This is a genomic window from Actinoplanes derwentensis, assembly GCF_900104725.1.
GTDB lineage: Bacteria > Actinomycetota > Actinomycetes > Mycobacteriales > Micromonosporaceae > Actinoplanes > Actinoplanes derwentensis.
Window position 1 is genome coordinate 306,610 of the sequence record NZ_LT629758.1, and the last position, 26,106, is coordinate 332,715.

Here is a 26,106-nt window from a genome sequence, read left to right on the forward strand (position 1 = left end):
CGAAAAGGGTCGTTGAAGGACTGTTACACGCCCGCTGTCCGCCAGACACCACAAGAGGCCCCGTCGTCCCCTCTGGCGGGAGGGGACGACGGGGCCTCGGGACCGGAAAGCTCAGCTGTGGTCGCTGATGATGTCGCGGGTGTGCGTCGCCTGTTCAGCGAGAACCTGGCTGATCATCGCCTGGGTCTGGTTGATCTGGTCGACGATCGAACCGATCGCGGTGAGCGACCGCACCACGTTCTCCGCGTCGGTCTGGATCGTGTTGATCAGCTCGGTCACGTCCTGGGTGGCCCGGGCGGTGCTCTGCGCCAGATCCTTGACCTCGGTGGCGACCACCGCGAACCCGAGACCGGCCTCCCCGGCGCGAGCGGCCTCGATCGTCGCGTTCAGCGCGAGCAGGTTCGTCTGCGCGGCGATCGTGGTGATCACCTGGACCACGTCACCGATCTTCGTGCTGGACGCGGAGAGCCGCCCGACCACCGAGTTCGCCTCACTGGTGACGCTCGTGGCCTGCCCGGCCACCTGCGTCGCCTCCACCACGTTGCGCTCCACCTCGCGGATCGAGGCCACCAACTCGGCGCCGACGGTGCTGAGCCGGGCGCTCTCCCGGATCCGCTGCAACGCCTGCGAGACCAGGAACGCGGTGTTGCGCAGCGCGGCGGCCCGGCTGTTCGACAGGGTCAGCCGCTCGGTCGCGAAGAAATCAAGCGTGCCGATCACCTGATCCTGCACGATCAGCGGCAGGCAGACCCCCGACTTCACCCCGACCCGCTGAGCCGCCGGGGCGCGAACACAATCGGTCACCTCGGCCAGATCCGGGACGAAAACCATGTCCCGGGCCCGCCAGGTGCGGCCGGCCAGCCCGACCCCCGGCGCGAAACTCGCCGACTGAGTCACCTGCCGGAACTCCTCACCGGCGTCCCCGGACTCCTGGTTGAAGACGAGCGCGCCACGCTCGTCGTCGACCGACCAGAACGAGCCGTACGCCCACCCGAACTCCCGCCGGATGGTGTCCAGCGCCTCCCGGATCGTGTCCGCCTCCCGGTTCGACACCGACACGTGCCGCAGAACCGCGTTGACCGCGGCCAGGTCGGCGGCCGCCTCCGCCTGCCGCTCGGACTCGTTCACCCGTTCCATCGCCTGCGACACCAGCAGGCCCACACTGCGCAACGTGTCCATCCGCTGCTCGGACGGCTGCTCGTCGCCGGAGCCCTCGGTCGCGAAGAAGTCCATCGTGCCGACCACCCGGTCACCCTCGAAGAGCGGGAAGCAGACGCCGCTCTTCACCCCGACCCGCTGGGCCACCGGAGCGCGGACACAGTCGTGCACCTGCCCGATGTCCGGGACGAAGACCAGGTCCCGGCTGCGCCAGGCCCGGCCGGACAGGCCTACCCCCTCGGCGAACGACGCTTTCAGGGTGACCTCGCGGAACTCCGGCCCGGCGTCCCCGGACTCGACGGAGAACCGCAGCACCTTCGCGTCCGGGTCGATCCGCCAGTACGAGCCGTACGCCCAGCCGAACGACCCGCGGACCGCGTCCAGGGCGGCCCGCGCGGCGGCGGCGGAGGAGACGGCCCCGCGCAGCGCCTTCACCACGGTGATCACCGCGGACGTGTTCTGCCGTGCCTCGGCAGCCTCGTCCGCGAGCGCCTGCGTGGTGGTGGTGTTCCGGCTGTTCCAGCCCATGGTCCGCCCCCTGCCCGCGGGCGACGGCCTCGCCGCTCCAACCGTCGATTCGGCCGGAAACCGGAGAAATGAACACCGGAGACCGTCTTGCACCCGGTCCGCTCCGGATCAACCTGTGGCAGACTCTCGGGACCGACATCGGCCCTGATCAGCGAGGACGGTTCGTGACAGCACTGGAGCACGCCGTACCCGGCCGGGCCCGGGTCCTTCCGGCCCGGCTCGCCGCGCTCACCGCCGTGGCCGGGATCGTCGTGCACCTGATCCTGGCCGCCGGTCATGCCGGGCACGCGCCGGTGATCCTGGTCGCGCTCGGCGCGCTCGCCCTGGTCTGCGTGCCGTGCGGCGTCTCGCTCTGGCGCCGCCCCGGCGACCGGGCGTCCTGGGTGACGATGCTGACGCTCACCGGGATCATGACGCTGCTGCACCTGGGGATGAACCCGGCGGGCCCGATGCTGGCGGTGGTCCTGGCGGTCCCGGCGGTGCAGGCGGTCCTCGGCGCGGTCGCCTTCCTGCAGCGGTACGGATACCGCTAGCATTCGTCACCATGAATGTGACAGTGTTCCGTTCCTGGAAACGGGTGGCGGCGACCCTCACGTCCGCACTCCTCGCCACCGCCCTGATCGCGGCCCCGGCCCAGGCCGCCCCGCACCCGGCCGGCACCTTCACGACCACGATCAACGGCGACAGCACCGACGTCTACCACCCGCGGACCGGTACCCGGTTGCCGGTGGTGCTCCTGCTCCAGGGCGCCAACGTCGACAAGGCGAACTACTCGTCGTACGCGGCGGCCCTCGCGTCGTACGGCTTCGTCGTCGCCGTCCCCAACCACAGCCGCAGCATCTTCGGCACCAGCGGCCTGTTCCCCGAGGGAGCCCAAGCCGGCTGGACGGTGTCCTGGGCCACCGCCCAGGACACCGACCCGGCGTCCCCGCTGTACCGGCGGATCGACGAGACCACCCTGCTGCTGGCCGGCCACTCGTTCGGCGCCGCCGCGGCCCTCGGGCTCAGCACCGGCGCCTGCGGCTTCCCGTTCTGCCCGGCCCCCGTCACCACCCCCGCCGAACTGAAGGCGGTGGTCACCTACGGCGGCAACAACGTCAACGGCGACACCCCTGTCCCGGTCGCCAACACGGTGCCGGTCGCCTACGTCCAGGGCCTGGCCGACGGCGTCGCCACCCCGGCCGAGGGCCGCGCCACCTACGACGTGACCACCGGAACCCCGAAGGCGTTCATCACCCTGACCGGCGCCAACCACTACGGCATCACCGACACCCAGAACCCGGCCGGCGCGGCCCCCGACCCGTCCGCCCAGACCCTGCCCCAGCGCACCGGTGTGCAGACCATCGCCCGCTGGTCGGCCCGGTGGTTCCAGGCCCAGACCGGAGACCCCCTCGCCAGCGCTTACGTCTACACCGTCGGCGACCTCCTCGACCCCAACGTCACGGTCACCGCTACCCGGTAGCCATCCGGGCCGGCGACGTGTGTGGACAGCGGTTCAGCGGGAACGTGTCACGCTGGACTCATCCCACCCTTGCGGAGGAACAATGACCGACGCGAGTTTCGCCCGGCCGCGCGCTGAGACCTTCGAGCATGCCGGCGCCACCATCGAGCTGGTCGACGCGTCCACCCTGATCGCCGCGGCCCGGGTCAACCCGGTCGAACCGTTGCGCCGGGCCGAGTGGCCGTCGCCGGTGCATCGGGTCGATCTGATCGTCGACGGCACCGGCGGGCCCGAGCACGTCTTCACCGCGCGGATCACCACCGTGCCCAGCGCCACCGCCACCCGGAGGATGATGCGCGGCTTCGTGCTCAACATCGATCCGCTGGGGCCGCTGCTGGCCAAACGGATCGCCGACGGGGACCAGGTCGTGACCAAGCTGGTCGACGGGGTGGGCATCGCGGCTGCCGCGGCGTACCGGAAACTGGGTCTGGAGAAGCCCGTCGAACCGTCCCTGCTCGCCGACGCCTCCGCCGGAATCGAAGCGTCCGTCACCTATGACGGCTCCGTCGTCCGCCTCGAGTCCCGGGTGCCGCGCGACGACGTCGGGCCCGCCCACCTGCGCGCCTTCGTCACGCTGCTGCTGCAGGCCGTCACCGAGATCGCCGGGCCCGCCTCACTGACCGGGCGCCATTTCGTGGTCAGCCGCGACAACCTGCCCCGCGACACGCCCACCACCCAGGACGTCACCCTCGACATGGTCGGTGGTCTCGCCGAGGTGGTCGCCGAGCTGCGCCAGGTCGCGGTCTCGTTCCGGCATCCGGAGGCGATGGCCCGGTGGGGTGCGCGCCGGCCGCAGGGCATCCTGATGTTCGGCCCGCCCGGCACCGGGAAGACCATGCTGTCGCGCGCTCTGGCCAACGAGATCGGCGCCGACTTCCGGGAGATCCGGACCCCGGAGATCCTCGACAAATGGCTCGGCGGGTCGGAGAAGAACATCAAGGAGATCTTCCGCGCGGCCCGTAGATACCGGACGCCGACTCTGATCCTTTTCGACGAGTTCGACTCGATCGTCAGTTACGCCGGAATGGGCGGCGACGCGGCCAGCCAGGCACTGAACGCGGTCGCCGGCATCTTCAAGCAGGAGATGAACGACCTGATCGAGGAGAACCCGAACGTCATCATCGTGGCCACCACCAACTTCCCGCAGCGGGTCGACGAGTCACTGATCAGATCCGGTCGTTTCGACGTGAAGATCAGCGTCCCGAAACCGGATGACAACGCCCGCGCGGAGATCTTCCGGAAGATGATCCGCGGCCTGATCGGGGTCCATGAACGGTCCGGTTTCCGGATGTTCGCCGAAGACCTCGACGTGGCGGTCCTCGGCTCCGCGAGCGCCGGGATGACCGGCGCGGACATCAAGGAGGTGCTGCGCCGGGTGCAGCTGGCCAAGGCGATGCAGGACGCGCGCGGGGCCACGGTCACCCCGATCTCCCAGGAGGACCTTTTAACGGCGATCAGGACCCTTTGATCGTACGGTCGGCCAAAGCCCTGTCCGCACCGCGCGAGGTGGCGCCGCCCTCACGGTCGCCCCGCGACCGCCGGGCGGAAGCGTTGCCGTCCATCGCGGCCGCTGGGGCGGGGCGACCGAAGTGGTACCCCTGAGCGCGGCGGTAACCGAGCCGGTACAGCTCGGCTGCCTGTTCGGCCGTCTCGACACCTTCGGCCACCGCGACCAGGCCCAGACCGTTGGCGACCTGGATCAGCGAGGTCGCGATGACGGCGTGCCGGCCGGCCATCGTCACGTTCTCGACGAACGACTTGTCGACCTTGAGGATCCGGACCGGGAGGGTCTGCAGCAGGCCCAGCGACGAGTGGCCGGTGCCGAAGTCGTCGAGGGCGATGGAGATACCCAGATCGCTGAGTTCCCGCACGGCCCGGACCGCCGCGCCGCCACCGAAGACGGCGGTCTCGGTGACCTCGATGACCAGGCGGGTGGGGTGCACCCCGGTCTCGGCGAGGATGGCGGCGACGATGTCGGTGAAGGCGGGTTCGGCGAGTTGGCGGGCGGAGACGTTGACGCCGATGCGTTCCGGAGCGACACCGGCGTGCCACCAGTCGGCGTACTGCAGGCAGGCGGTCCGCAGAATCCATTCGCCGAGTTCGACGATGAGGCCGTTGCGTTCGGCCACCGGGATGAAATCGTTCGGCGCGACGTTGCCGCGTTCCGGGTGTGTCCAGCGGATCAGGCTCTCGACGGCGTTCACCCGGCCGTCCGGGAGTTCGACGATGGGCTGGTAGACGAGGTGGAACTGGCCCCGGTCGAGAGCGGTCCGCAGGTCGGCGCCGAGGCGGGCCTCCTCACCGGCGGCGTCGTCGAGGTCGTCGGCGTAGGTGCGGTACCGGCCGCCGTCGGCTTTCGCGGCGTACATCGCGACGTCGGCGCGCCGCAGGATCTCCACCGGGTCGCCGGCGGCCGCCCCGACCGGTTCGGCGATGCCGATGCTGGCGCCGACGAGCAGGTCCTGGCCACCCGCGCGAATCGGCCGGTGGATCGCTGACCGTAGCCGTACCGCAAGATCCTCGGGGTTCGCGGTTTCGGTGTCGGACGGCAGCAGAACGGCGAACTCGTCGCCGCCCATCCGGGCCGCCAGCGAACCGGCCGGGGCCTCGGCCGCGATCCGCTGCCCGACCGCGACCAGCAGTTCGTCGCCGACGGCGTGCCCGAACCGGTCGTTGACGGTTTTGAAACCGTTCAGATCGAGCAGCAGCACGGTCGGCGAGACGGAGGCGACGGCCGCGGTGAGCGCCTGTTCGAAGGCGCGCCGGTTGGCCAGCCCGGTGAGCGCGTCGTGCATGGCCAGGTCACCGAGGCGGGCGGCCTGGGTCTTCACCTGCTGGACCAGGCCCCACATCCGGAACACGACGAGCAGGAACAGGACGACGGCGCCGATCCCGAGGGATTCCCAGGCGATGGCGGCCGGGTCGGCGGCACCCTGGATGAAGAGCAGGGCGGGCGCGATCAACGTGAAGATCATCAGGAGGGCGAGCCGGCCGCGGCCGATCTGCTGGGCGGTCAGCGAGGTGTCCGGCCGCTGCCGCATCGACGGGTGCAGGGCGGCGGCGCCCCAGCAGGCGTACGCCATCAGGAACACCGAGTCGATGTAGCCGCCGGTGTACTCGCCGGTGCTGGAGAGCGTCGTGTAGACGAGGTCGCCGGAGAGCATCAGGACCGCACCGGCCGACATCAGGCGCAGGCTGGGGGTGCGGTTCTCCGGCCGGGTCAGCATCCGGGCGACGGCCGTGGTGAGCAGCACGTCGGCGAGCGGATAGCCGATGGTGACGAGCCGTTCCAAGATCGGCGACCCGGCGTCGGCGAGGGTGGGCCCGACGACGGTGACCCAGAAGATCAGGCCGATGCCGGTGGAGATGACGGCAGCGTCGATGATCCCGCCGCGGTCCCGTTCGCCGTGACCGCGGCCGAGCCGCGACAGAGCCACCCAGAGCAGCGGGTACGCCGACAGGTACAGCAGATCCGCCCAGTACGGGTACGGGTACTCGCCCAGCCGCAGCTCGGTCACGTCGTACGTGATGTCGCCGGAGACGAAAGTCAGCACCCCGACCGCGAACAGCAGCCACGCGCTCCGGTGCTCGGGCCGGTTGCGCAGCACGCCGACGATCATCGCGATGACCCCGGAGAGCCCGACCGTGTTGACGTAGATCTTGGCTTGCAGGCTGTCGTCGGGCACGAGAGGGAAGCACAGAGCGGCGACGAACGCCACCGCCAGCCATCCCGCCCACAGCGGTACCCGCATCCTCACGTCCAGCGCAATCGGCTGCCCGCCGGGCGGGTTGAATAAAGGCTCAGCAGGTCCCCGTTCATGCCGAACGGACCGGTGTGGGGCGATTCCGGCCTGCTGCGGCCTTCCGGCGGGGCGAATGGCTGCCCGTGCTCGGTCTTGTCGCTGTCATGCTGATCGTCCTCGGGATACCGGTCTATCTCGTCACCGTGTCGGGTTTCGACCGCCTGGAGCGTACCCAGGTCGGCAAGGACGCGGAGGAACTACGGGTGGCGATCGGCGCCCAGGCCCAGCGCCTGCAGGATTTCGGGGTGACGAACTCGATCTGGACGTCGCTCTACCGGAATCTGGCGGACGCGGACACCGTACAGTTCGCGGTCGATCTGCCGCCGGCCGTGCTGACCCGCGAGTACGGCTTCTCCGGCGCCCTGCTGACCGACCGGCGGGGCCGGATCCGGGCGGGTGGCCTGATCGACGGCGAGGTGTACCGGCCGGCTCCGGAACCACTGGACGATCCCGCGGTGCTGGCCGGCTATCTGCGTACCGGCGAAGCGGGTTCGTCGTTCTGTGGCCTGACCAGCGTGACCGGCACGCCCACCCAGTTCTGCTCGTTCCCGGTCTACCGCGATGAAGGTCTCGGCACCTCGAACGGTTCGCTGCTGGTCTTCCGGTCGCTGGACGCGGCGGGCCTGGACTCGCTGGCGCGGGCGACCGACGACGCGATCACCATGCGGCCGGAACCGCGGGCCGGGGCCGAGGTGCTGCGCGAGCTGGACAGCGCGTTCGGCACGATCACCGTCTCCACCGTGCTGGTCGGCGACGAGATCGCGGTGGCCTGCACGATCACCGGTGTGGACCGGGTGCCGGTCACGTTCGAAGGGCTCAGCACCCGCCCGATCCGGGCACGGGCGCAGATCACCATGGCCCAGCTGGCGGTGGTGATGCTGTTCGCGGTGGCGATCGCCAGCCTGGTGATCAGCATGGCGATGCGGCGGGCCGTCCGGCACCACGTGCAGCCACTGTGGCACACCACCGAGAAGATCATGGCCGAGGGCGATCTGGACCTGCGGGTCCCACCGTCCGGCGACCCCGACATCGACGGGCTCGGCGCCGCCATCAACGACATGCTGGCGGCGATCGATCAGCACAGCCGGGACTTGGCCGAGCTACGGGCCCGGGAGTCGGCGGAACGCGAGGAACAGGTCCGCGACCGGGAGACCGAACGCGACGACGTACTGCGCCGGGTGGAGATCGAGTCGGAGCAGGTCATCGGCGGGGTGACCTACCAGCTCAGCGACGCGGTCCACGAGGTGGACGCGATGAAGGCGTCGGTGCACGAGGTCAACACCGGGGCGGCGACCGCGTACGAGGCCACCGAACAGATGGCCGAACAAGCGCTGCGCGCCGATCAGGCGGCCGAGGCGTTGACGGTCAGCCTGCCGGCCACCCGCGAGATGGTGGCGGTGATCGCGGCGATCGCCGGCCAGACCCGGATGCTGGCCCTGAACGCGACGATCGAGGCGGCCCGAGCCGGCGAGTCCGGCCTGGGTTTCGCGGTGGTAGCCGACGAGGTCCGCAAACTGGCCGACGACACCGCCGAGTCCACCGAACGAATAACGGCCACTCTGAACACCCTGACCGCCACCGCCACCGACGTATCAAGCGCGGTAGCCACCATGAACGACACGCTACGCGGCGTCCGCACCGCGATCGGCCAGGTCCGCACGGTAGCCGGAGCCCAGCACCACACCATCACCGGTCTGGTGGACCAGGTCCAGAACGCGATCGGCCAGATCAACGACTACTCCACCGACCGAACCCGACTGGCCGAACACCCCGAAGCCCAGTCCGGCGACCTGGAACTCTTCTGACAGGAGCTTCGCAGCTTGCCATGGGGTAATGGTTCGTCATGCGGCTTGAACCACCTTTTGTCACCCCACCCGACCCCCCTTCCGGCACACCTGTCGACCCACCTCCGGCCTCACCGTCCGGCAGGCCTGTCGACCCACCTTCCGGCCTATCTCCGGGTTCGTCGTCCGGCACGCCGCTTGACCCGCCGCCGGGCGCGCCTTCCGGCACGCCTCGCGGCGCGCCTTTTGTCATGCCTTTTGTCAGAGCCCGGACGGCGCTCTTGCCCTTGGCCCCGTTCGCACTGCTAGCGGCCTTGATGGCGGCCGGTTGGTCCCCGCTGCACGACTTCGACCGCTGGGTGACCGCACGCTTGCACGAGGCCGCTCATGCAAGCCCCGAGCTGACCACGGCGATGACCTGGCTGACCAACATCTTCCAGCCGAACGTCTTCCGCCTGGCCTCCCTGATCCTGGTGATCTGGCTACTCCGCCGAGGCGCCCGCCGCACGGCAGCCTGGGTGACGGTGACGATGATCGCCGGCGGCGCATTGGGCGCCCTGCTGAAACTCCTGTTCACCCGTGCCCGCCCCGAATTCCCCGAGCCGATCTCCTGGGCAGCCGGTTACGCCTTCCCCTCCGGCCACACCTTGAACGCGGTCCTGGGCGTAGCAGTCTTCGCCCTGGTCTTCCCCCGCTCATGGTCGCTGTGGCTGATCCCGCCACTGGTAGCGGTAACCCGGGTAGTCCTAGGCGTCCACTGGACCACCGACGTCGTAGCCGGCCTACTGCTCGGCGCCACAGTGCTCCTGGCGACGCTACGAGCTTTCCGGCCCCAACCCCAACCCCACCCCGGTTCCGGCACGCCCGTTGAAGTCCCCACTCCACCCCCACCAGGCAGGCGAAACACTTGACCAGAGCCCGCAAGACTGGTCGAGCGTTCAGGGCAACCTGCCGACGGACGGGTGATAGCGGAATTGTAAGTAGCCCTAAATTTGCCGTTGCCGATTCGCTCCGCCAGCGTGGGAACGCGAATCGCGTTGGTCCGGCCCGGAGCGGCGACACCGTAGTTTCTCCGCAAATGGCCTATCGAATATGGGCTAATACGATGCCCGATTGATTTTGACCACACCATTATCGGGAATTCCCGAGCGAAGCGCAGAGGGCCCAACAAAGACCTGCCAGGTTGTTCCTCGAACATCGCACTGTGACCATCGCAGACGCGGTCATTCGGAACCACGCCGAGTGTCACCGTGACCGACGCCCGGCCCTCACCACAATCATTCAATAAAGAATCACCCCGATCCGATCGAAGCAGCGACGTTCCCGGCCGAGGGTCGATCGGCGCAAGAGCGAGCCGGGTCAGCCGATCCATGTCCACGGATCGCCGCTCGAAATCTTCGGACCGCGACACAGCGACCGAAGTCGCCGCCGCCACCCGAGAAGTCACCATCGCCACCTGAGTAGCTGCCGCGTCGCAGGGTGGACGCACCGACCCCGACTCCGACGTTGACGTTGACGTTGACGTCGACCCTGGCTTTGGCTTCGGCGGCACGGGTGTAAGCGAACTCTGCGGTGAGGCAGGTTCGAGCGAATTCCGCGATGGCGCGGCTACGGGCCGAGTTTGGGGCAGCGCGGGTAGCGGCCGAGCCTGGGACGGCGCGGGTTCGGGCCGAGTCTGGGGCGCGAGTGAAGCCAGCCATTCCCGATCCTCGCGGGAGAGGGGCATGGAGTCGCGTTCACGGATACGGCGAAGCTTTTCGGCGTGGCGGCTTTTAAGGCCCCACGCGCGACGTATCGCGTGATCGCGACGAAACTCATCATGGTCGGGACAGTAGTTCCTCGACTTGGTCCGGTCTCGCATTCCGGCAACGCTGAACAAAGCTGGCTGGCTCATGCATGAATTCTTCCGCACCCTCGCCGAAAAGTGTAAGCGGTTGATCATGCCAAACTGTTGATCATGCCAACCAGGGGAGCGGCGGATCTGCGCTGAAACATTCTTATTAAGAAGCAGATTCAGGTGGCAATATTCCTGCGTGTCGGACGCTGTCGAAATGGCGTTCGGCCATCGGCAGGACGGTTCTTGCGAAGGAGTCAAGTCCGCTTATGCAAGATCAGGTTGGCCGGCCGGATCTCGTTGGCATCGTTCGATTCGCTTGCCGGGCGAGGGCGGCCAAGACCTCGTCGAGCGGCAGGTCTGCTGCGCTGGGCAGGAGGAGGTTCGCGTTCGTGAAGCGGCCGTGGTCGGCGTGGGTGTTCGGGACGGCCACGCAAGGTATGCCGGCCGCCTGCGCTGCGGCCACTCCGTGTGCGGTGTCCTCGAACGCGACCGCCTCGAGTGCCGACAGCCCGAGCCGGTTCAAAGCCAGCAGGTAGACCGCCGGATCCGGCTTGTGCGCAGTCACCTCATCACCGGTCGCCACGACCTCGAACCGTGTCCTCAGCCCTACTCGGTCCAGCATCGTGCCCACGTGGCTGACATCGGAACTGCTCGCCACCGCCAGCCGCAACCCGAGTTCAGCGGCGCGTTTCAGCCAGCTGACGATGCCAGGCGCAGGTTCCAGCGCCGCGTTCAGTTCCGCTCGGTACCCCATGCGTAGCGCGTGGCTCGACGCCCGGTCGTACGCGGGCCCGACGGCCTCGGCGAGCGCTGCATAGCGCGGTTCGTTCGCGTCGCCGCCGTGGTCGGCGAAGAAGCCGGCCGGGTCGAGATCCATGCCGTGCCGCCGCCACTCCCAGCGCCAACTCTCCAGCAGCGTGGTCTCGGTATCCATCAGCAGGCCGTCGAAGTCGAAGATCAGCGCCTTGATCGTCACAGCGGCCAGTATCCCAATCCCGGCCTGACGCCCGACTGGCCTGCCCCCTCATCGCCAGACAGCGGACGGCCCTCGCTGACCCCACGTGTCACCACTACACCTTGGCTTCTGCTGAAGGCGACATCTCTGGTCGGCGCGCTGCCCCTGGGCCACATGCAGTCGCGGGACATCGGCGACGGGCTCGGCGGGCGGCGAGACCTCCCGGTCAAAGGACTCGGCGACCACCTGGACGCCATCCTGCAGGAAGGCCCGCGCCCGCTTCTTCGGCCAGTACCGGCGAACCGGAACACCCAGGACCTCCTCACCGAAGGTCCGCCATGACGCCCGTGGTCCGCCCAGGTGCTGGCAGCTCGGCGATAGAGATCGATGATCGCCTCGCCCAGTCCGGCATCGGATACGTCGTCGTCGATGGTGATCCCGGTGGTACCGAGCCCGTGCGTGACCATCGTCCGGCCCGGGAAGACATGAGCCTCGCCCTACGACATCGGCGAAGGCTACCGGCGATCGCCTCTGGACAGCGCCGCGGTCACCGCCGGGCCCGGACGGCGCAGTGGATCACCGCCGGGCTCGGACGGCGCGGCAGGTCGCCGGACCGGACCGCTCGTAGACGACGCCCTGGTCGAGGACGAAGGAGGCCAAACGGAGCCGTCCGTCACGAGACCGGGACCGAAATCGGGCGGGGATCATAGGTCGAGCAGTTCGACCGTCACGGCTGTCACCGAACCGGGCGTCAGCGATTCGGCCTTGCGGATGGACCGCTTCACCGGGAGGACGTAGGTGTTCCGACCTCGGTCCGGGAAGACTGAGGTCGTCCAGGAACTGCCGCCCACGGCGGCCCGGACCCGCAGCGATCCGAAACCCCGGGTCAGGCCGGCGGCCCGGTCCCGGATCTCCTCCGACGCCTCCTCGGGCAGGCTGACGAACGTCCAGCTCTCATCACGGCGTGCCTCCCAGATCCACAGTTCGCTCTCGAATTCCACTCGCACTCCCGCAGCATGCCACCGGGGTATGACATTCCGAGCCAGGCCTCGGCCTGCCTCGCTGCGCGTCACGACCGCAGCTGCACCGGGGCCGGGGGGACTGCCGGGCAGAGCTGTCGTGCAGAGCTGTCGTGCAGAGCTGTCGGGCAGGGAGCTGTGGGGCGGGAGCTGTCGGGCGCAGGATGCCATGCGTCTCGGCGCGCGGGGTGTAAGCGCCGTCCGACGTGGACCAATCGATGTCGTCAACATCGGGTCAACTCAGGCGGTGTAACCATGGAGGCATGACGAAGCTGACTGCGCGGGAGATCGCGGCACGGGCGCCTCAGGGCTGGGTTCTGTTGCCGGGAGTGTTGCGGGCTCGGCTGCGGACCGGGAGCTTCGCGGTGGGGCTGGAACTGGTCAACGCGATCGGGGCGGCGGCTGAGAAGGCTGATCATCATCCGGATCTGGATCTGCGGTTCACGCATCTGGACGTAACGTTGAGCAGTCACGACGTGGGCCGGGTGACGGGGCGTGACCTGCGGATGGCGGCTACGGTCAGCGAGTTGGCAGCGGGGGCGGGAGTGCCACTGGAGGCGGCTGGGGTCGTACGTCTGGAGCTGGCTCTTGATTCTCCGGCGAGAGCGACGGTGTTGCCGTTCTGGCGGGCGGTGCTGGGGATGGCGGTGCATTCCGACGAGTTCGGTGAGGATCTGCGGGACCCGTCCGGCGTGCTTCCGGCGGTGTGGTTTCAGGAGTCCGGTCTTGAGGGGTCGTGCCAGCGGTGGCATCCGGACCTGTGGGTCGATCCGTCCGAGGTGCCGGGGCGGATCGAGGCCGCGGTGGCAGCCGGCGGCACGCTGGTCAGTGACGCGGAGGCGCCGGCGTTCTGGGTGCTCGCCGACCCGGAGGGCAACCGGATGTGCCTGTGCACCTGGCAGCATCGCGAGGGCGAGGGGCCGGGGCAGGACAAGAACGGCGAGGGGCCGGGGCAGGACAAAAGCGGCGAGGAGCCAGGGGAGTAAAGGCGCCACGGGGAGACAAGGCGGCGATGCGCGGCGTGAGGCGGCGATGCGCGGCGATAGGCGGCGTGAGGTGGGCAAGGGCTGAGCGGGGTGGACCGAGACCACCCCGCTCAGCCTCGCCGCCGATCAGGCCGCGATCGGGGCCTGATCGGTGACCGGAGCCGGCGCCCCGCCGGACAGGTGCCGTAGGTAGGCCGGCAGGGTCAGGAACTCGGGGCAGGTCCGCTCGGTGAGCAGGACCGTCAACAGCGTCCGGGCCTGGCCGAAGCAGCGTGCCCCTTCCTCGTCCAGGGCGCCGGTCTCGCTGAGCACGTCGAGTTCCTCGCGCAGCATCCGGCCGACGAGGGCCGCCGTCACCGGCACGCCGTAGTCGGTGGGGGTGCCGGTGGAGATCCACTGCCAGAGTTGGGCCCGGCAGATCTCGGCGGTCGCCGCGTCCTCCATCAGGCCGCCGAGTGCGACGGCGCCCCGGCCGCCGATCCAGGCGGCGATGTAACGCAGTGCCACGCTGGCGTTGGTGCGCAGCGCGACCTCGGTGACGGTGACGTCGGTGGACCGCACTTGCAGCAGGTCGGCGGCGGTGACTCGCACGTCGTCGCGTTTGCGCACGATCTGGTGCGGTTCGGCGCCGAGCCACTGGTCGAACACCTCACGGCAGGTTTCGACCAGGCCGGGGTGTGCGACCCAGGAGCCGTCGAAGCCGTCGCCGACTTCGCGCCGTTTGTCCTGGCGGACCTGGTTGAGGGCGCGTTTGGCGGCGACCGGGTCGCGGCTGGGCACGACCGCGGCCATACCGCCGATCGCGTGGGCGCCGCGCCGATGGCAGGTGCGGACCAGTAGTTCGGTGTAGGCGCGCATGAACGGGGTGGTCATGGTGACCTGGGAGCGTTCGGGCAGGACCACGTCCGGACGGTTCTTGATCATGCTGAACAGGTAGTCCCAGCGGCCCGCGTTCAGGCCGGCCGAGTGTTCGCGCAGTTCGTAGAGGATCTCCTCCATCTCGAACGCCGCGTTGATCGTCTCGATCAGGACGGTGGCCCGGATCGTGCCGCGGGGGATGCCGAGGTATTCCTGGGCGAAGACGAAGACGTCGTTCCAGAGGCGGGCCTCCAGGTGCGACTCCAGTTTCGGCAGGTAGAAGTAGGGGCCGCTGCCCCGGTCGATCTGCCGCTGCCCGCAGTGGAACAGGTAGAGACCGAAATCGAACAGCGACGCCGACACCGCCCGCCCGCCGATGCGCAGGTGGCTTTCGGGCAGGTGCCAGCCGCGCGGCCGGATCATGATCGTGGGAAGTTCGCCCGATATGCGATAAGTCCGATCTGCGCTGGCGAATTCCAGCGTCCCGTCCAGCGCGTCGCGCAGGTTGAGCTGCCCGAGGACGACGTTCTCCCAGGTGGGTGAGGTGGCGTCCTCGAAGTCAGCCATCCAGACGCGTGCACCCGAGTTGAGGGCGTTGATGGTCATCTTGCGTTCCGGCGGGCCGGTGATCTCGACCCGCCGGTCGCTGAGCCCCGGCGCAAGAGGGGCCACCCGCCAGGACGGATCGTCCCGGATGTGCGCGGTGCCGGTGAGGAAGTCCAGATCGGTGGTGCGGGTGGTCCGGCGGCGGCGACGGCGTTCCAGCAACTGGACCCGGCGGGCGCCGAACTCACGGTCGAGGGCCGCGATGAACGCGACGGCCTCGGGCGTCAGGATCTCGGCGTGACGGCCGGCGGTCGTACCGGTGATGGTGATCTCTTCAGCGCCCATGTCCGTCCCCTTCTCAGAACTGCTCGGCCTCGGTGGAACCGGACAGGGCGGTGGTGCTGCTGTCCGGGTTCAGAGCGGTGGAGACGGCGTCGAAGTAGCCGGTGCCGACCTCGGCCTGGTGCTTGGTGGCGGTGTAGCCGTCGGCCTCGGCCGCGAACTCGGCTTCCTGCAACTTCACGTAGGCGCTCATGCCGGTCTCGGCGTACCCGCGGGCCAGTTCGAACATCGAGTGGTTGAGCGCGTGGAACCCGGCCAGGGTGACGAACTGGAACTTGTAGCCCATCGCGCCGAGTTCCTTCTGGAAGCGGGCGATGGTGTCGTCGTCCAGGTTCTTGCGCCAGTTGAACGACGGCGAGCAGTTGTACGACAGCAGCTTGCCCGGGTGCGCGGCGTGCACGGCCTCGGCGAACTTGCGGGCGAAGTCGAGGTCCGGCTTGCCGGTCTCCACCCACAGCATGTCCGCGTAGTCGGCGTAGGCGATACCGCGGGCGATCGCCGCGTCGTCACCGGGCCGGACCCGGAAGAAGCCCTCCGAGGTGCGCTCCCCGGTGAGGAACGGCTGGTCACGCTCGTCCACGTCGGTGGTCAGCAGATCGGCGGCGAGCGCGTCGGTGCGGGCGATCACCAGCGTCGGCACTCCGGCGACGTCGGCGGCGAGGCGAGCCGCGTTGAGGGTCCGCACGTGCTGCTGGGTCGGGATGAGAACCTTCCCGCCCAGGTGTCCGCACTTCTTCTCGCTGGCCAGCTGATCCTCCCAGTGCACACCCGCCGCACCGGCCACGATCATGGCTTTCATCAGCTCGAACGCGTTCAGCGGCCCGCCGAAACCGGCTTCCGCGTCGGCCACGATCGGCGCGAACCAGTCCCGCTCGTACCGGCCGGCCGCGGTGTCGATCTGGTCGGCGCGCAGCAGCGCGTTGTTGATCCGCCGGACCACCGCGGGCACCGAGTTCGCCGGGTAGAGCGACTGGTCCGGGTAGGTGTGGCCGGACAGGTTCGCGTCCGCGGCCACCTGCCAGCCGGACAGGTAGATCGCCTTCAGGCCGGCGCGCACCATCTGGGTCGCCTGGCCGCCGGTCAGTGAACCGAGCGCGTTGATGTAGTCCTCGGTGTGCAGCAGCTCCCACAGCCGGGCCGCGCCGCGTTCGGCGAGGGTGTGCCGTTCCTGGAGGGTGCCCCGCAGCCGGACCACGTCGCTCGCGGTGTAGTCACGCTTCACACCGGCCCAGCGGGGGTTGTCGGCCCATTCCCGAGTGAGGTCCTCTGGGGTACCGCCACGGTTCTCGGTCGTCATCAGAAATTTCCCTTCCCTTGCGTCAGGACCCCACTCTCACGCCTTTCAATGGAGGAGATGAAGGTTTTCGAAACGAAAGAAACGCAGAATTTCTGGTACGTTGAAACTCGTGAGCGCTTCCGAAACAGAGCCGTCCGTCGATCTGGTAACTCTCGGGCAACGGCTGCGTCATCTCCGCAAAACGCGTGGAATGACCCTGGAGCAGCTCAGTGCCGCCGTCGGCCGGGCCCCGTCCCAGCTGTCGCTGATCGAGAACGGCAAGCGCGAGCCCAAACTGTCGGTGCTCCAGTCGATCGCGAGCGCGCTGGGCGTACCCATGCAGGATCTGCTCCGCCCGGAAGCGCCGAGCCGCCGCGCCGGCCTGGAGATCGAACTCGCCCGCGCCCAGCAGAGCCCCGGCTACGCCGCGCTCGGACTCCCCGCCGTCAAAACCGGGCGGCGGCTGCCCGCCGACGCCCTGGAATCACTGATCGGCCTGCACCGCGAACTCGGCCGGGTGCTCACCGAGCAGAGCGCCACCCCCGAGGTGGCCCGGCGCGCCAACGCGCAACTGCGCGCCGACATGCGGCAGCGCGACAACTACTTCGCCGAGATCGAGGCGGCGGCGGCAGAAGTTCTTCGGTCGGTACGGCACGCCACCGGCCCGCTGTCGCAGCGCGGGATCCTCGACATCGCCGCCCAGATCGGGTTCAGCCTGCACTACGTCAACGACCTGCCGGCGTCCACCCGATCGGTCACCGACCTGAAGAACCGGCGCATCTACCTGCCCCAGGTGGCCAGCGGGAAAGGCCACGACCCGCGGGCCGTGGTGCTGCAGACCCTCGGGCACTTCGTGCTCGGGCACGCCGACCCGGCCGGTTACGGCGACTTCCTGCGACAGCGGGTCGAGGTCAACTATTTCGCGGCGGCGCTGCTGATGCCGGAGAAGTTCGCCGTCGACTTCCTCGCCGCCGCGAAAGCCGACCGGGCGCTGGCCATCGACGACTTCCGGGACGCGTTCGGGGTCTCCTACGAGACGGCGGCCCACCGGTTCACCAACCTGGCCACCCACCACTTCGGCATTCCGGTGCACTTCGCGCGGGTGCACGAGACCGGGATCGTCTACAAGGCGTACGAGAACGACAACGTGCGCTTCCCGTCCGATGTGACCGGCGCGATCGAGGGCCAGCCGGTGTGCCGCAAATGGGCGTCCCGGACGGTGTTCGAGGCCGAGGACCCGTATTCGTCGTTCTACCAGTTCACCGACACCACCGCCGGTACGTACTGGTGCACCGTGCACGTCGAGTCGACCCGGGCGGGGGAGTTCTCGGTGACCGTCGGAACACCGTACGAGCATGCCCGCTGGTTCCGTGGCGGCGACGTGTCCGGGCGTACCGTCTCGAACTGCCCCGACCCGGACTGTTGCCGCCGCCCACCCGCCCACCTGGTGGACCGCTGGTCCGGAAACGCCTGGCCCAGCGCCCGCGTCCACTCGCACCTGCTGGCCGCCCTGCCGCCGGGCACCTTCCCGGGCGTCGACAACCGTGACGTCTACGACTTCCTGGACCGGCGGGCCTAGAAGACCGGTACGCCTGGAGGGCCGCCCGAGTCTGAGAGTTCTCCCAGAGTCGGGCGGAGATGTCGTAGGTGGACGATAGCTTCGTCGCATGCGGCTGTTGGTGGTGGACGACGAGGCGACCGTTCGTGAGCTGCTGTCCGACGCGCTGCGCTTCGCCGGATTCACTGTCGCGTCGGCCGCCACCGGCGCCGAGGCGGTGGCCCTGGCGGCCCGTGAACCACCCGACTTGATCCTGCTGGACGTGACGCTGCCCGGCATGGACGGTTTCGAGGTGGTCCGCCGGATGCGTGCCACCGGTGGGAAGGTGCCGGTCCTCTTCCTCAGCGCCCGGGACGCCCCCGACGACAAGGTCACCGGGTTGTCAGCCGGCGGCGACGACTACGTGACCAAGCCCTTCCATCTGCGGGAGCTGATCGCCCGGATCGAGGCGATCCTGCGCCGGGCCGGGTCCGGCCCGCCGTCGATCGGCGGCCTGACACTCGACCCCGACACCAGTGAGGTGACCCGTGACGGCCGGGTGGTGCGCCTGTCACCGACCGAGTTCCGGCTGCTCCGTCACCTGATCGCCCATGCCGGCCGGGTCGTCTCCAAACCGGACCTGCTGGCCGCGGTCTGGCGCTACGACTTCGCCGGCGACACCGGCATCGTCGACACCTATGTGAGCTACCTCCGACGCAAGATCGACACCAGTCCTCCCCGGCTGATCCACACCCAGCGCGGTGCCGGTTACGTCCTGAAAGTCCCGCCACCATGAGTGACCCGGGCATGGCGGCGGTGCACCGCCCGATCCTGGGATCGTTGCGGGTCCGGCTGCTCGGGATCACCCTGGTGCTGCTCACCGCCGGGCTGGTGACCAGCGGCGTGCTGGTGGCCGGGGTGCTCCGGCAGCATCTCGTCGACCGGGTGGACCGGCAGGTGTCCGCGCTGGCACAACTCATGGCCCGGCTCGACCCCACGCTGGTCCGGGCCTTGGACCAGACCGGGCGGGCCCGGCTCCTCGCCGGCCTCGACCTGGTCGGCGACATCGACGTGGTCTACCTCGACGACTCCGGCCGGGTCGTGCACCACACCGGCACCGTCACCGGCGGCGATTCGCCCCAGCCCCCACCACCGCCAGCGGTCCTCGCTGGCGCCCCGCCCACCGTCCTCGCCGGTGCCCCGCCTACCGCTCTCGCCGGTGCCCCGCCCGCCGTCTTCCCCGACGGCCCGCCCGTCGGGGAAGGAGGAGGACCGCACGCTGTGGAGGGAGGCGAGGGCTCGCACTGGCGGCGGGTGGTCGTCGCGCGGGACGACGGTGTGGTCGCGGTGTCCGCGTCCCTCGCCGCCGTCGACGCCATCATGACCCGGTTGCGACTGACCGGGCTGATCGCAGGTGTGGTTTTGATCCTCGTGCTAGGAGTGACCGGGTGGTTGGCGATCCGGGCGGCGTTCCGGCCGCTGCGGGCCATCGAGGAGACCGCCGCCGGGATCGCGGGCGGTGATCTGAGCCGGCGCATCCCCACCCTGGCCGCCGCCGGGTCGGAGACCGAACGCCTCACCACCGTGCTCAACGGCATGCTCGACCGGATCGAGGAGGGCGTCACGGCACGGGCCGAATCCGAGGCGCGGATGCGGCGGTTCGCCGCGGACGTCAGCCACGAGCTACGCACTCCACTGTTCGGTATCGCCGGCTCCGCCGAGTTGTATCTGATGAGCCGCGACACCGAACCGGACCAGGACGGTCGCAGGGCGGAGGCGGACCAGGGCGGCCGCACGGCGGAGGCGGACCAGAGCGGCCGCATGGCAGAGGTGGACCAGGGTGGTCGCATGGCAGAGGTGGACCGGGACGGCCGCATGGCGGAGGTGGACCGGGCCATGCGGCGGATCGACACCGAGGCCCGCCGGCTCACCAGCCTGGTCGAAGACCTGCTGCTCCTGGCGCGCCTCGACGAGGCGCGGGCCGGTGCCACCGGAGGCTCGCCGGGCCGGGCGCCGATGGACCTGCGTACTCTCGCGGTGGACGCCGTCGACGATCTGCACGCCCTCGACCCGGAACGCCCGGTGAGCGTCACCGGTCTGTCCGGTACGGGCCCGCCCGAGGCCGCCCCGGTCCTGGGTGACGAGGCCCGGCTGCGGCAGATCGTCACCAACCTGGCCGGTAACGTGCACGCGCACACCCCGCCGGGGTCACCGGTCCGGATCCGGACCGGCCGGGACGGTGCCGACGCTGTCCTGGAGTTCGCCGACAGCGGTCCCGGAATCCCGCCCGGGGAGTCCGAACTGGTCTTCGAACGTTTCCACCGCGGCGACACCGCCCGTTCCCGGCCGGGTGGGGCGGGCCTCGGCCTGGCCATCGTCCGTTCGCTGGTCACCGCTCACGGTGGGGTCGTGCGGGCGCTGAGCACACCCGGCGGCGGGGCGACCTTCCACCTGCGGATCCCGGTCCGGGAGAACACACCGGAATGCTGCGGATGTGCCCAGGTGGGCCCGGCAGGCTGCCCGGCATGCTCGAACTTCGTGGACTGACGAAACGATACGGACCGATGACCGCCGTCGACGCTCTCACCGTCGAGTTCCGGCCGGGAGCGGTCACCGGCTTTCTCGGGCCCAACGGGGCCGGTAAGACCACCACGATGCTGATGGTGCTCGGGCTGCTCCGGCCGACCGCCGGGACGGCGCGGGTCGGTGGCCGCCCTTACCACGACCTCGCGGAGCCGATGCGGGAGGTCGGGGCGATGCTGGACGCGCACGCCGTACACCCGGGAAGGTCTGGCCGGGCTCATCTGCGTGCCCTCGCCGCGGGCAACCGGCTGCCGCGCGCCCGTGTCGACGAGGTCTTGGACCGGGTGGGGTTGAGCGCGGTGGCCGGGCGCCCGGCCGGGGTGTATTCGCTCGGCATGCGACAGCGGCTCGGTCTGGCCGCCGCTCTGCTCGGCGATCCGGCCGTGCTGCTGCTGGACGAGCCGGTGAACGGTCTCGATCCGGCCGGGATCGCCTGGTTGCGGACCCTGCTGCGGGATCTCGCGGGGGAGGGCCGCACGGTCGTGCTGTCCAGTCATCTGATGTCCGAGATGGAACTCACCGCCGACCGGCTGGTCGTCATCGGTCACGGTCGGCTCGTCGCCGACACCACTCTGGCCGCCTTCCTGGACCGGGCCGCGCCCGCGGCGCTGCTGGTCCGGGCCGCCGGTGATCCGGTTTTCGATGCGGCGCTGCGTGCCGCCGGTGGGGCGGTCCGTGACCTTCCGGAGGGCGGGTGGCTGGTGTCCGGGCTCGCCGCGTACGAGGTGGGCCGCCTCGCTCTCGCCCACGGCACCGTGCTGACCGAGCTGACCTCCCGCCGGGATTCGCTGGAGGACGTCTTCATGTCCGTCACGTCGTTCGCCGGAGACCTCCGATGACCGCCACCGCCCGCCTCGGGTGGATCTCATCGGTCGCCGCTGTCCGGTCCGAGGGGGTCAGGTTCTGGTCGCTGCGGGCTCCGGCGGTGCTTGTGGTCGCCGTGGTCGTGGTGACCGGCGCGTTCGCCGCGTTGATGGCGTTCGCTCAGGCCCGCCAGTGGGACGGCGGGGCTTTCGACCCGGCCCGGGTGAGCCTGGCCGGGATCATGATGACGCAGATCGCGGCGGGTGCCCTCGGGGTCCTGGCGTTCACCACCGAAACCGCCTCCGGGACGATCCGCTCCACGCTGGCCGCGATCCCGCGCCGGAGCCGGGTCCTGACCGCGAAGATCGTCACGGTGGGCCTCGCCGCCATGGCGGCCGGAATCGTTGCCGCCTTCACCGCTTTCCTCATCGCGCGCCCGGTGCTTCGCACCCAGGGTGCCCCGGTTGCGGCACTGACCGATCCCGGTGTCTTCCGGGCCGTTCTCGGTGCCGCGTTCTACCTGACCGCGGCCGCTCTGGTGGGTTTGGCGCTCGGCGTGCTCACCGGTTCCACGGCGGCCTCCTTGTCGATCATGACCGGTGTCCTGTTGATCGTCCCGATCTTCATCCCGACCCTGCCGGCCGGGCTCGCCCGGTGGGCGATGAAGTACTGGCCGTCCACCGCCGGCCTCCGGGTCACCGCTACGGCCCACGATCCCGCGCTGCTGGCGCCCTGGGCCGGGTTCGCGGTCCTGGCGGCCACCACGGCCACCCTGCTGGCGGTGGCCTTTCTGGCCCTGCATCGTCGGGACGTGTGACACCGTCAACCGGTGGCGAAACCGGCCAGTCGCTGCCGGGCCGCGGTCTCGAACGGCTGGACGCCCGCGGTCAGCCGGGTCACCAGTTCGTCGGTGGTGGCCCGGGCCTGCTCGATCACCTCCGGCGGGTAGCCGTAGAGCACCTGGTGGTCGGCGAACTCGTCCTCGTCGAGCACCCGCACCTCGCCGTCCCACAGCCGGATCACGTCCAGGTCGAGGTCCACGGCGTGGATCGCCTCGTCGTCGACCCGCGGCCGGGTGGTGACGTCGATGTAGACGGCGATCGGGGTGTCCGCCCCGGCCGCGTTGAACCAGGCGATCCAGGAGCCGGTGGCCGGCACCAGCGTGACGAAGTCGTGCGGCTGTACGACCGGTGGATCCTCACCACGGCGCATCACGGTTCCGCTGCGCCCGCCGAACCACTGGCCGTGCTCGTCCTCGCCGAGGCGCTCCAGCCGGTAGACCCAGTGCCGGCGCCCGCCCCACTTGGTGAACCGCATCTCCACGTTCATGAGGCGATGGCGGCGACGGCCTCGATCTCGATCAGCAGGTCTGGCCGGAACAGCCCGGCCACCTGGACCAGCGAACTGGCCGGCGGCTGCGTGACGTCGACGAACTCGTCACGGACCCGCCGCACCAGCGGCAACTCGTCGACGCCGGTGACGAAGTAGGTCAGTTTGACCACGTCGCCCCAGCCCGCCCCGGCGGACGCGAGGACCGCACCGAGGTTCTGGAAGACCAGCCGGGTCTGCTCCTCCCAGCCTTCCGGGACCTTGCCGTCGGCGTCGACGGCCACCTGACCCGAGGTGTGCACGATCCGGCTGCCCGCTCCGACGACGGCGACGTTGCTGTATCCGTTCGCGGCGGGTGTTCCAGGGAACTCGATGGTCGGCATTCGTCCACCTTAGAGATCGGCCCTACGGCGGCAACCCGGTTTCCGGTCCCTGAAAATTATTAACAATGTTTACTGTTAAGGATATTTAATTTACGTTGGTGAACACGTCCCCCACTGTTCGAGGAGCTGAGCATGAGGCGCAGGTTCACCCTCTCCGTGCTGACCGGGACCGCGGTCGCCGGTTCCCTCCTGGTGGCCGTCTCCCCGGCGTCCGCCCACGGCTACATCTCGTCCCCGCCCAGCCGCCAAGCCAACTGCGCCAGCGGCGCGGTCTCCGGCTGCGGCGACATCGTCTACGAACCGCAGAGCGTGGAAGCCCCGAAAGGCTCGACGCAGTGCAACGGCGGCGGCAGCCGGTTCGCCGTCCTCAACGACACGTCGAAGAACTGGCCGGCCGCGACCGTCGGCACCAGCGTCACCTTCAACTGGGTGCTGACCGCCCGGCACTCCACCTCGACCTGGGAATACTTCATCGGCGGCACCCGGGTCGCGTCGTTCAACGACGGCGGCGCCCAGCCGGGTGCCACCAAGTCGCACACGGTGAGCCTGGCCGGGTTCAGTGGCCGGCAGACGGTGCTGGCCCGCTGGAACATCGCCGACACGATCAACGCGTTCTACTCGTGCGTCGACGTGAACATCGGCGGCGGCGGCACTCCGACGCCGACCCCGACCCCCACCCCGACGGTCAGCCCGACCCCCACCCCGACGCCGACGGCCTCCAGTGGGACGACGACGTGGACGGCCGGGACCGCGTACCAGGTCGGCGCCCGGGTGACCTACAACGGCGTCAGCTACCAGTGCCGGCAGGCGCACACCGCGCTCGCCGGCTGGGAACCCCCGTACACCGCGGCGCTGTGGGCCGCGGTCTAGCGCTCCGGGCCGCCCTCGTACTCCTGCTGAGCGTTGCGGCCTGCGGGACACCGCCGGCCGCGGCGCCCAACGGCACCGATGTGATGTTCCTGCAGATGGGGCTGGTGCAGATCGCCGAGGGGGACCGGGTCGCCCAGGTCACCGAGCGGAGGGCGGCCGATCCGGAGATCCGGGCGGTCGCCACCGAACTGCGCGCCGCGTGGCGTACCGAGGTTCCGATGATGCGCGGCTGGCTGCAGGAGTGGGGGAAGCCACGGGAAGCCGATCCCGGCGACGGGCCGCACGCCGGGCACGGTGCCCTGCACGCGTTGCGTGAGGAGGACTTCGCCGGGCTGAGCGAGTTCGAGGGAAGTGAGTTCGACCGGGCCGCGGTGGCGTTGCTGCTCGGTAACCTGCACAACGCGATGGAGACCATCCGGATGCAGGCGGCCGATGGTTCGTACCCGCAAGCGGTTGATCTCGCCGAACGCATGACCGAGTCGCGGCAGCATCAGATCCAGCGCCTGCTCGCGCTGGCCGCGGGCGAAAAACCCGAGGGCGAACAAGACGATTGATGGGTACGTTCGGCGCGTGCCCGAACTGATCACACCGACCACGCGACTGTACGAATCCTGGACCGAGTCCCGCGACGAGTGGGGCCACGACGAGCACCCGCCCGGCGCGGGTCTGCGGGCCACCGACGAGGTCGGCACGGCTGCCGGGTTCGCCGCCTGGGTCGCCCGCCTGCGTGCGGCGGAGGTGAGCGTGCCCGACGGCTGGGTGCGGTGCTCGTTCCGCTGGATCGTCGAGGGCGATCGTTATCTGGGCGCGATCGCCCTGCGTCACGAGCTGAACGACTTCCTACTCGACGCCGGCGGCCACATCGGGTACGGCATCCGCCCGTCGGAACGCAAGCGGGGCCTGGCCACATGGGCGCTGGCCGAAGTCCTGCCGCTGGCCCGTGAGCTGGGGCTGGACCGGGTGCTGATCACCTGTGACGACGACAATCCCGCCTCGGCGCGGGTGATCGAGCGCCACGGCGGTGTCCTGGAGGACGTGCGGGACACGACGCTCGGCATCGTCCGGCGTTACTGGATCACGCTGTAGCCAGGGGAGTGGCGGGCAGGGCGCCGACGGTGGCGCGCAGCGTCTGCAGCAGGGCCGTGACCAGGGGGTCGGTGCGGCGGCGTTTCGAGGTGGCCGCACCGACGTACCGGCACGGCGCGGGTGGGGCGACCCGGGCCGCGGTCAGCCCGGAGGCGTCGGCGGTGAGCGCCACCTCCGGGATCATCGCGATGCCCACGCCGGCCCGGACCAGGGACTGCGCGAACTGGTAGTCGGTGCCCCGGCACGCGGTCTCCACCTGGAATCCGGCCAGGGCCGCGTAGTGGTCGAGCATCTCGCTGATCGACATGCAGCCGTGCACCCAGCGTTCCCCGGCGAGTTCGGCGATGGCTACCGAGGTGCGCCCGGCGTGCCGGTGCCCGGCCGGCAGGACGATCCACATCGGGTCGTCCAGCAGTGGCAGCCAGTCCAGTCCGGCGGGGATCGGCGGTGGCCCGTCGAAGTGGTAGACCAGCGCCAGGTCGGCCGCCCCGGAGCGGACCAGCGGCAGGCTCTCCTCCGGTTCGCTCTCGATCACGGTCAGTTCGACCGCCGGATGGCCGGTGGTGAACCCGATCAGCGCGTGCGGCAGGATCCGCTGCCCGCCGCTGGTGAAGGTGGCCACGGTGAGGCTCTCGACGCGTTCGGTGGCGAGCCGGGCGATCTCGCGTTCGGCGGTCAGCAGCTCGGCGTCGATGGTCTCCGCGGCGCCGATGAGGACCCGGCCGGCGTCGGTGAGTTCGACGCCGCGGGTGCTGCGCCGGACGACGGCCGTGCCGACGGCTCGTTCCAGGGCGCTGATCTGCTGGGAGACCGCGGACGGGGTGAGGCGCAGCCCGGCGGCCGCGCGGTTGAAGCTGCCGTGCCGGGCGACCTCGCTGAGCACGCGCAGACGACGCGGATCGATCATCAGTTTTCCTTAAC

The 26,106-nt window shown here is 69.8% G+C and carries 23 protein-coding genes; 14 read left to right on the forward strand and 9 right to left on the reverse strand.

Annotated features, from left to right (window positions below):
• Positions 1–111: 111 nt before the first annotated feature.
• On the reverse strand, positions 112–1,686 hold the full coding sequence (locus tag BLU81_RS51360) for a GAF domain-containing protein (RefSeq protein WP_092540850.1): 1,575 nt from the start codon (positions 1,684–1,686) through the stop codon (positions 112–114).
• Between the two features lie 164 nt (positions 1,687–1,850).
• Between BLU81_RS51360 and BLU81_RS01360 the strand changes: the two genes are divergently transcribed.
• The 3 genes from BLU81_RS01360 (at position 1,851) to BLU81_RS01370 (ending at position 4,655) form a co-directional block, all read left to right on the forward strand.
• Positions 1,851–2,219, forward strand: a complete 369-nt coding sequence (locus BLU81_RS01360; RefSeq protein ID WP_157751077.1) for a hypothetical protein — start codon at positions 1,851–1,853, stop codon at positions 2,217–2,219.
• A gap of 11 nt (positions 2,220–2,230) precedes the next feature.
• On the forward strand, positions 2,231–3,148 hold the full coding sequence (locus BLU81_RS01365; RefSeq protein WP_157751079.1) for an alpha/beta hydrolase family protein: 918 nt from the start codon (positions 2,231–2,233) through the stop codon (positions 3,146–3,148).
• Positions 3,149–3,230: 82 nt separating this feature from the next.
• The gene (locus BLU81_RS01370) at positions 3,231–4,655 is read left to right on the forward strand and encodes an ATP-binding protein (RefSeq protein WP_092540856.1); all 1,425 of its coding nucleotides are present in this window, start codon (positions 3,231–3,233) and stop codon (positions 4,653–4,655) included.
• Here the strand turns inward: BLU81_RS01370 and BLU81_RS01375 are convergent.
• Positions 4,642–6,939, reverse strand: a complete 2,298-nt coding sequence (locus tag BLU81_RS01375) for a putative bifunctional diguanylate cyclase/phosphodiesterase (RefSeq protein ID WP_172890475.1) — start codon at positions 6,937–6,939, stop codon at positions 4,642–4,644. The two genes, BLU81_RS01370 and BLU81_RS01375, sit on opposite strands and share 14 nt — an antisense overlap.
• Positions 6,940–7,094: 155 nt before the next feature.
• Between BLU81_RS01375 and BLU81_RS01380 the strand changes: the two genes are divergently transcribed.
• Together BLU81_RS01380 and BLU81_RS01385 are read left to right on the forward strand one after the other, a co-directional pair.
• A complete protein-coding gene (locus tag BLU81_RS01380) occupies positions 7,095–8,795 on the forward strand; it encodes a methyl-accepting chemotaxis protein (protein WP_092540858.1) in 1,701 nt (566 codons plus the stop codon).
• Positions 8,796–9,091: 296 nt separating this feature from the next.
• The gene (locus BLU81_RS01385) at positions 9,092–9,685 is read left to right on the forward strand and encodes a phosphatase PAP2 family protein (RefSeq protein WP_231953981.1); all 594 of its coding nucleotides are present in this window, start codon (positions 9,092–9,094) and stop codon (positions 9,683–9,685) included.
• Between the two features lie 1,200 nt (positions 9,686–10,885).
• On the opposite strand, the gene BLU81_RS01390 is transcribed toward BLU81_RS01385, so the two are convergent.
• Both BLU81_RS01390 and BLU81_RS01395 read right to left on the reverse strand, forming a co-directional pair.
• Positions 10,886–11,587, reverse strand: a complete 702-nt coding sequence (locus BLU81_RS01390; protein WP_092540862.1) for an HAD family hydrolase — start codon at positions 11,585–11,587, stop codon at positions 10,886–10,888.
• A gap of 683 nt (positions 11,588–12,270) precedes the next feature.
• The gene (locus BLU81_RS01395) at positions 12,271–12,573 is read right to left on the reverse strand and encodes a DUF1905 domain-containing protein (RefSeq protein WP_092540864.1); all 303 of its coding nucleotides are present in this window, start codon (positions 12,571–12,573) and stop codon (positions 12,271–12,273) included.
• Positions 12,574–12,848: 275 nt separating this feature from the next.
• Here BLU81_RS01395 and BLU81_RS01400 point away from each other — a divergent pair, with 275 nt between their 5' ends.
• Positions 12,849–13,571 (forward strand): VOC family protein, encoded by a 723-nt coding sequence (locus tag BLU81_RS01400; protein ID WP_092540866.1) that lies wholly within the window; start codon positions 12,849–12,851, stop codon positions 13,569–13,571.
• 126 nt (positions 13,572–13,697) lie between these two features.
• On the opposite strand, the gene aceB is transcribed toward BLU81_RS01400, so the two are convergent.
• Both aceB and aceA read right to left on the reverse strand, forming a co-directional pair.
• Positions 13,698–15,320 carry a malate synthase A gene (gene aceB / locus BLU81_RS01405; protein WP_092540868.1) on the reverse strand — a complete coding sequence of 541 codons (1,623 nt, stop codon included), beginning with the start codon at positions 15,318–15,320 and terminating at the stop codon, positions 13,698–13,700.
• 13 nt (positions 15,321–15,333) lie between these two features.
• On the reverse strand, positions 15,334–16,614 hold the full coding sequence (gene aceA / locus BLU81_RS01410; RefSeq protein ID WP_092540870.1) for an isocitrate lyase: 1,281 nt from the start codon (positions 16,612–16,614) through the stop codon (positions 15,334–15,336).
• A gap of 109 nt (positions 16,615–16,723) precedes the next feature.
• On the opposite strand from aceA, the gene BLU81_RS01415 reads away from it, so the two are divergent.
• From BLU81_RS01415 to BLU81_RS01435, 5 genes are all read left to right on the forward strand, one after another.
• Positions 16,724–18,172 carry a helix-turn-helix domain-containing protein gene (locus BLU81_RS01415; protein ID WP_092540872.1) on the forward strand — a complete coding sequence of 483 codons (1,449 nt, stop codon included), beginning with the start codon at positions 16,724–16,726 and terminating at the stop codon, positions 18,170–18,172.
• Between the two features lie 88 nt (positions 18,173–18,260).
• Entirely contained in the window at positions 18,261–18,926 is a 666-nt protein-coding gene (locus tag BLU81_RS01420; RefSeq protein WP_092540875.1) for a response regulator transcription factor, read from the forward strand.
• Positions 18,923–20,677 (forward strand): sensor histidine kinase, encoded by a 1,755-nt coding sequence (locus BLU81_RS01425; RefSeq protein ID WP_197686094.1) that lies wholly within the window; start codon positions 18,923–18,925, stop codon positions 20,675–20,677. Before BLU81_RS01420 ends, BLU81_RS01425 begins: the two co-directional genes overlap by 4 nt.
• 17 nt (positions 20,678–20,694) lie before the next feature.
• Positions 20,695–21,552 (forward strand): ABC transporter ATP-binding protein, encoded by an 858-nt coding sequence (locus BLU81_RS01430; protein ID WP_231953990.1) that lies wholly within the window; start codon positions 20,695–20,697, stop codon positions 21,550–21,552.
• Positions 21,549–22,334 (forward strand): hypothetical protein, encoded by a 786-nt coding sequence (locus tag BLU81_RS01435; protein WP_092540879.1) that lies wholly within the window; start codon positions 21,549–21,551, stop codon positions 22,332–22,334. Before BLU81_RS01430 ends, BLU81_RS01435 begins: the two co-directional genes overlap by 4 nt.
• 5 nt (positions 22,335–22,339) lie before the next feature.
• Here BLU81_RS01435 and BLU81_RS01440 read toward each other — a convergent pair whose 3' ends face one another.
• Positions 22,340–22,846 (reverse strand): DUF402 domain-containing protein, encoded by a 507-nt coding sequence (locus tag BLU81_RS01440; RefSeq protein ID WP_092540881.1) that lies wholly within the window; start codon positions 22,844–22,846, stop codon positions 22,340–22,342.
• On the reverse strand, positions 22,843–23,229 hold the full coding sequence (locus BLU81_RS01445; RefSeq protein WP_092540883.1) for a RidA family protein: 387 nt from the start codon (positions 23,227–23,229) through the stop codon (positions 22,843–22,845). Before BLU81_RS01445 ends, BLU81_RS01440 begins: the two co-directional genes overlap by 4 nt.
• A gap of 132 nt (positions 23,230–23,361) precedes the next feature.
• On the opposite strand from BLU81_RS01445, the gene BLU81_RS01450 reads away from it, so the two are divergent.
• The 3 genes from BLU81_RS01450 to BLU81_RS01460 are packed head-to-tail and all read left to right on the forward strand — an operon-like array spanning position 23,362 to position 25,185.
• On the forward strand, positions 23,362–24,099 hold the full coding sequence (locus tag BLU81_RS01450) for a lytic polysaccharide monooxygenase (protein ID WP_092540885.1): 738 nt from the start codon (positions 23,362–23,364) through the stop codon (positions 24,097–24,099).
• Complete coding sequence (locus BLU81_RS01455; RefSeq protein ID WP_231953992.1) at positions 24,084–24,653, forward strand: DUF305 domain-containing protein; 570 nt, start codon at positions 24,084–24,086, stop codon at positions 24,651–24,653. Before BLU81_RS01450 ends, BLU81_RS01455 begins: the two co-directional genes overlap by 16 nt.
• Positions 24,654–24,669: 16 nt before the next feature.
• Complete coding sequence (locus tag BLU81_RS01460) at positions 24,670–25,185, forward strand: GNAT family N-acetyltransferase (RefSeq protein ID WP_092540887.1); 516 nt, start codon at positions 24,670–24,672, stop codon at positions 25,183–25,185.
• Here BLU81_RS01460 and BLU81_RS01465 read toward each other — a convergent pair.
• A complete protein-coding gene (locus BLU81_RS01465) occupies positions 25,175–26,092 on the reverse strand; it encodes a LysR family transcriptional regulator (RefSeq protein ID WP_092540889.1) in 918 nt (305 codons plus the stop codon). The two genes, BLU81_RS01460 and BLU81_RS01465, sit on opposite strands and share 11 nt — an antisense overlap.
• Positions 26,093–26,106: the final 14 nt, after the last annotated feature.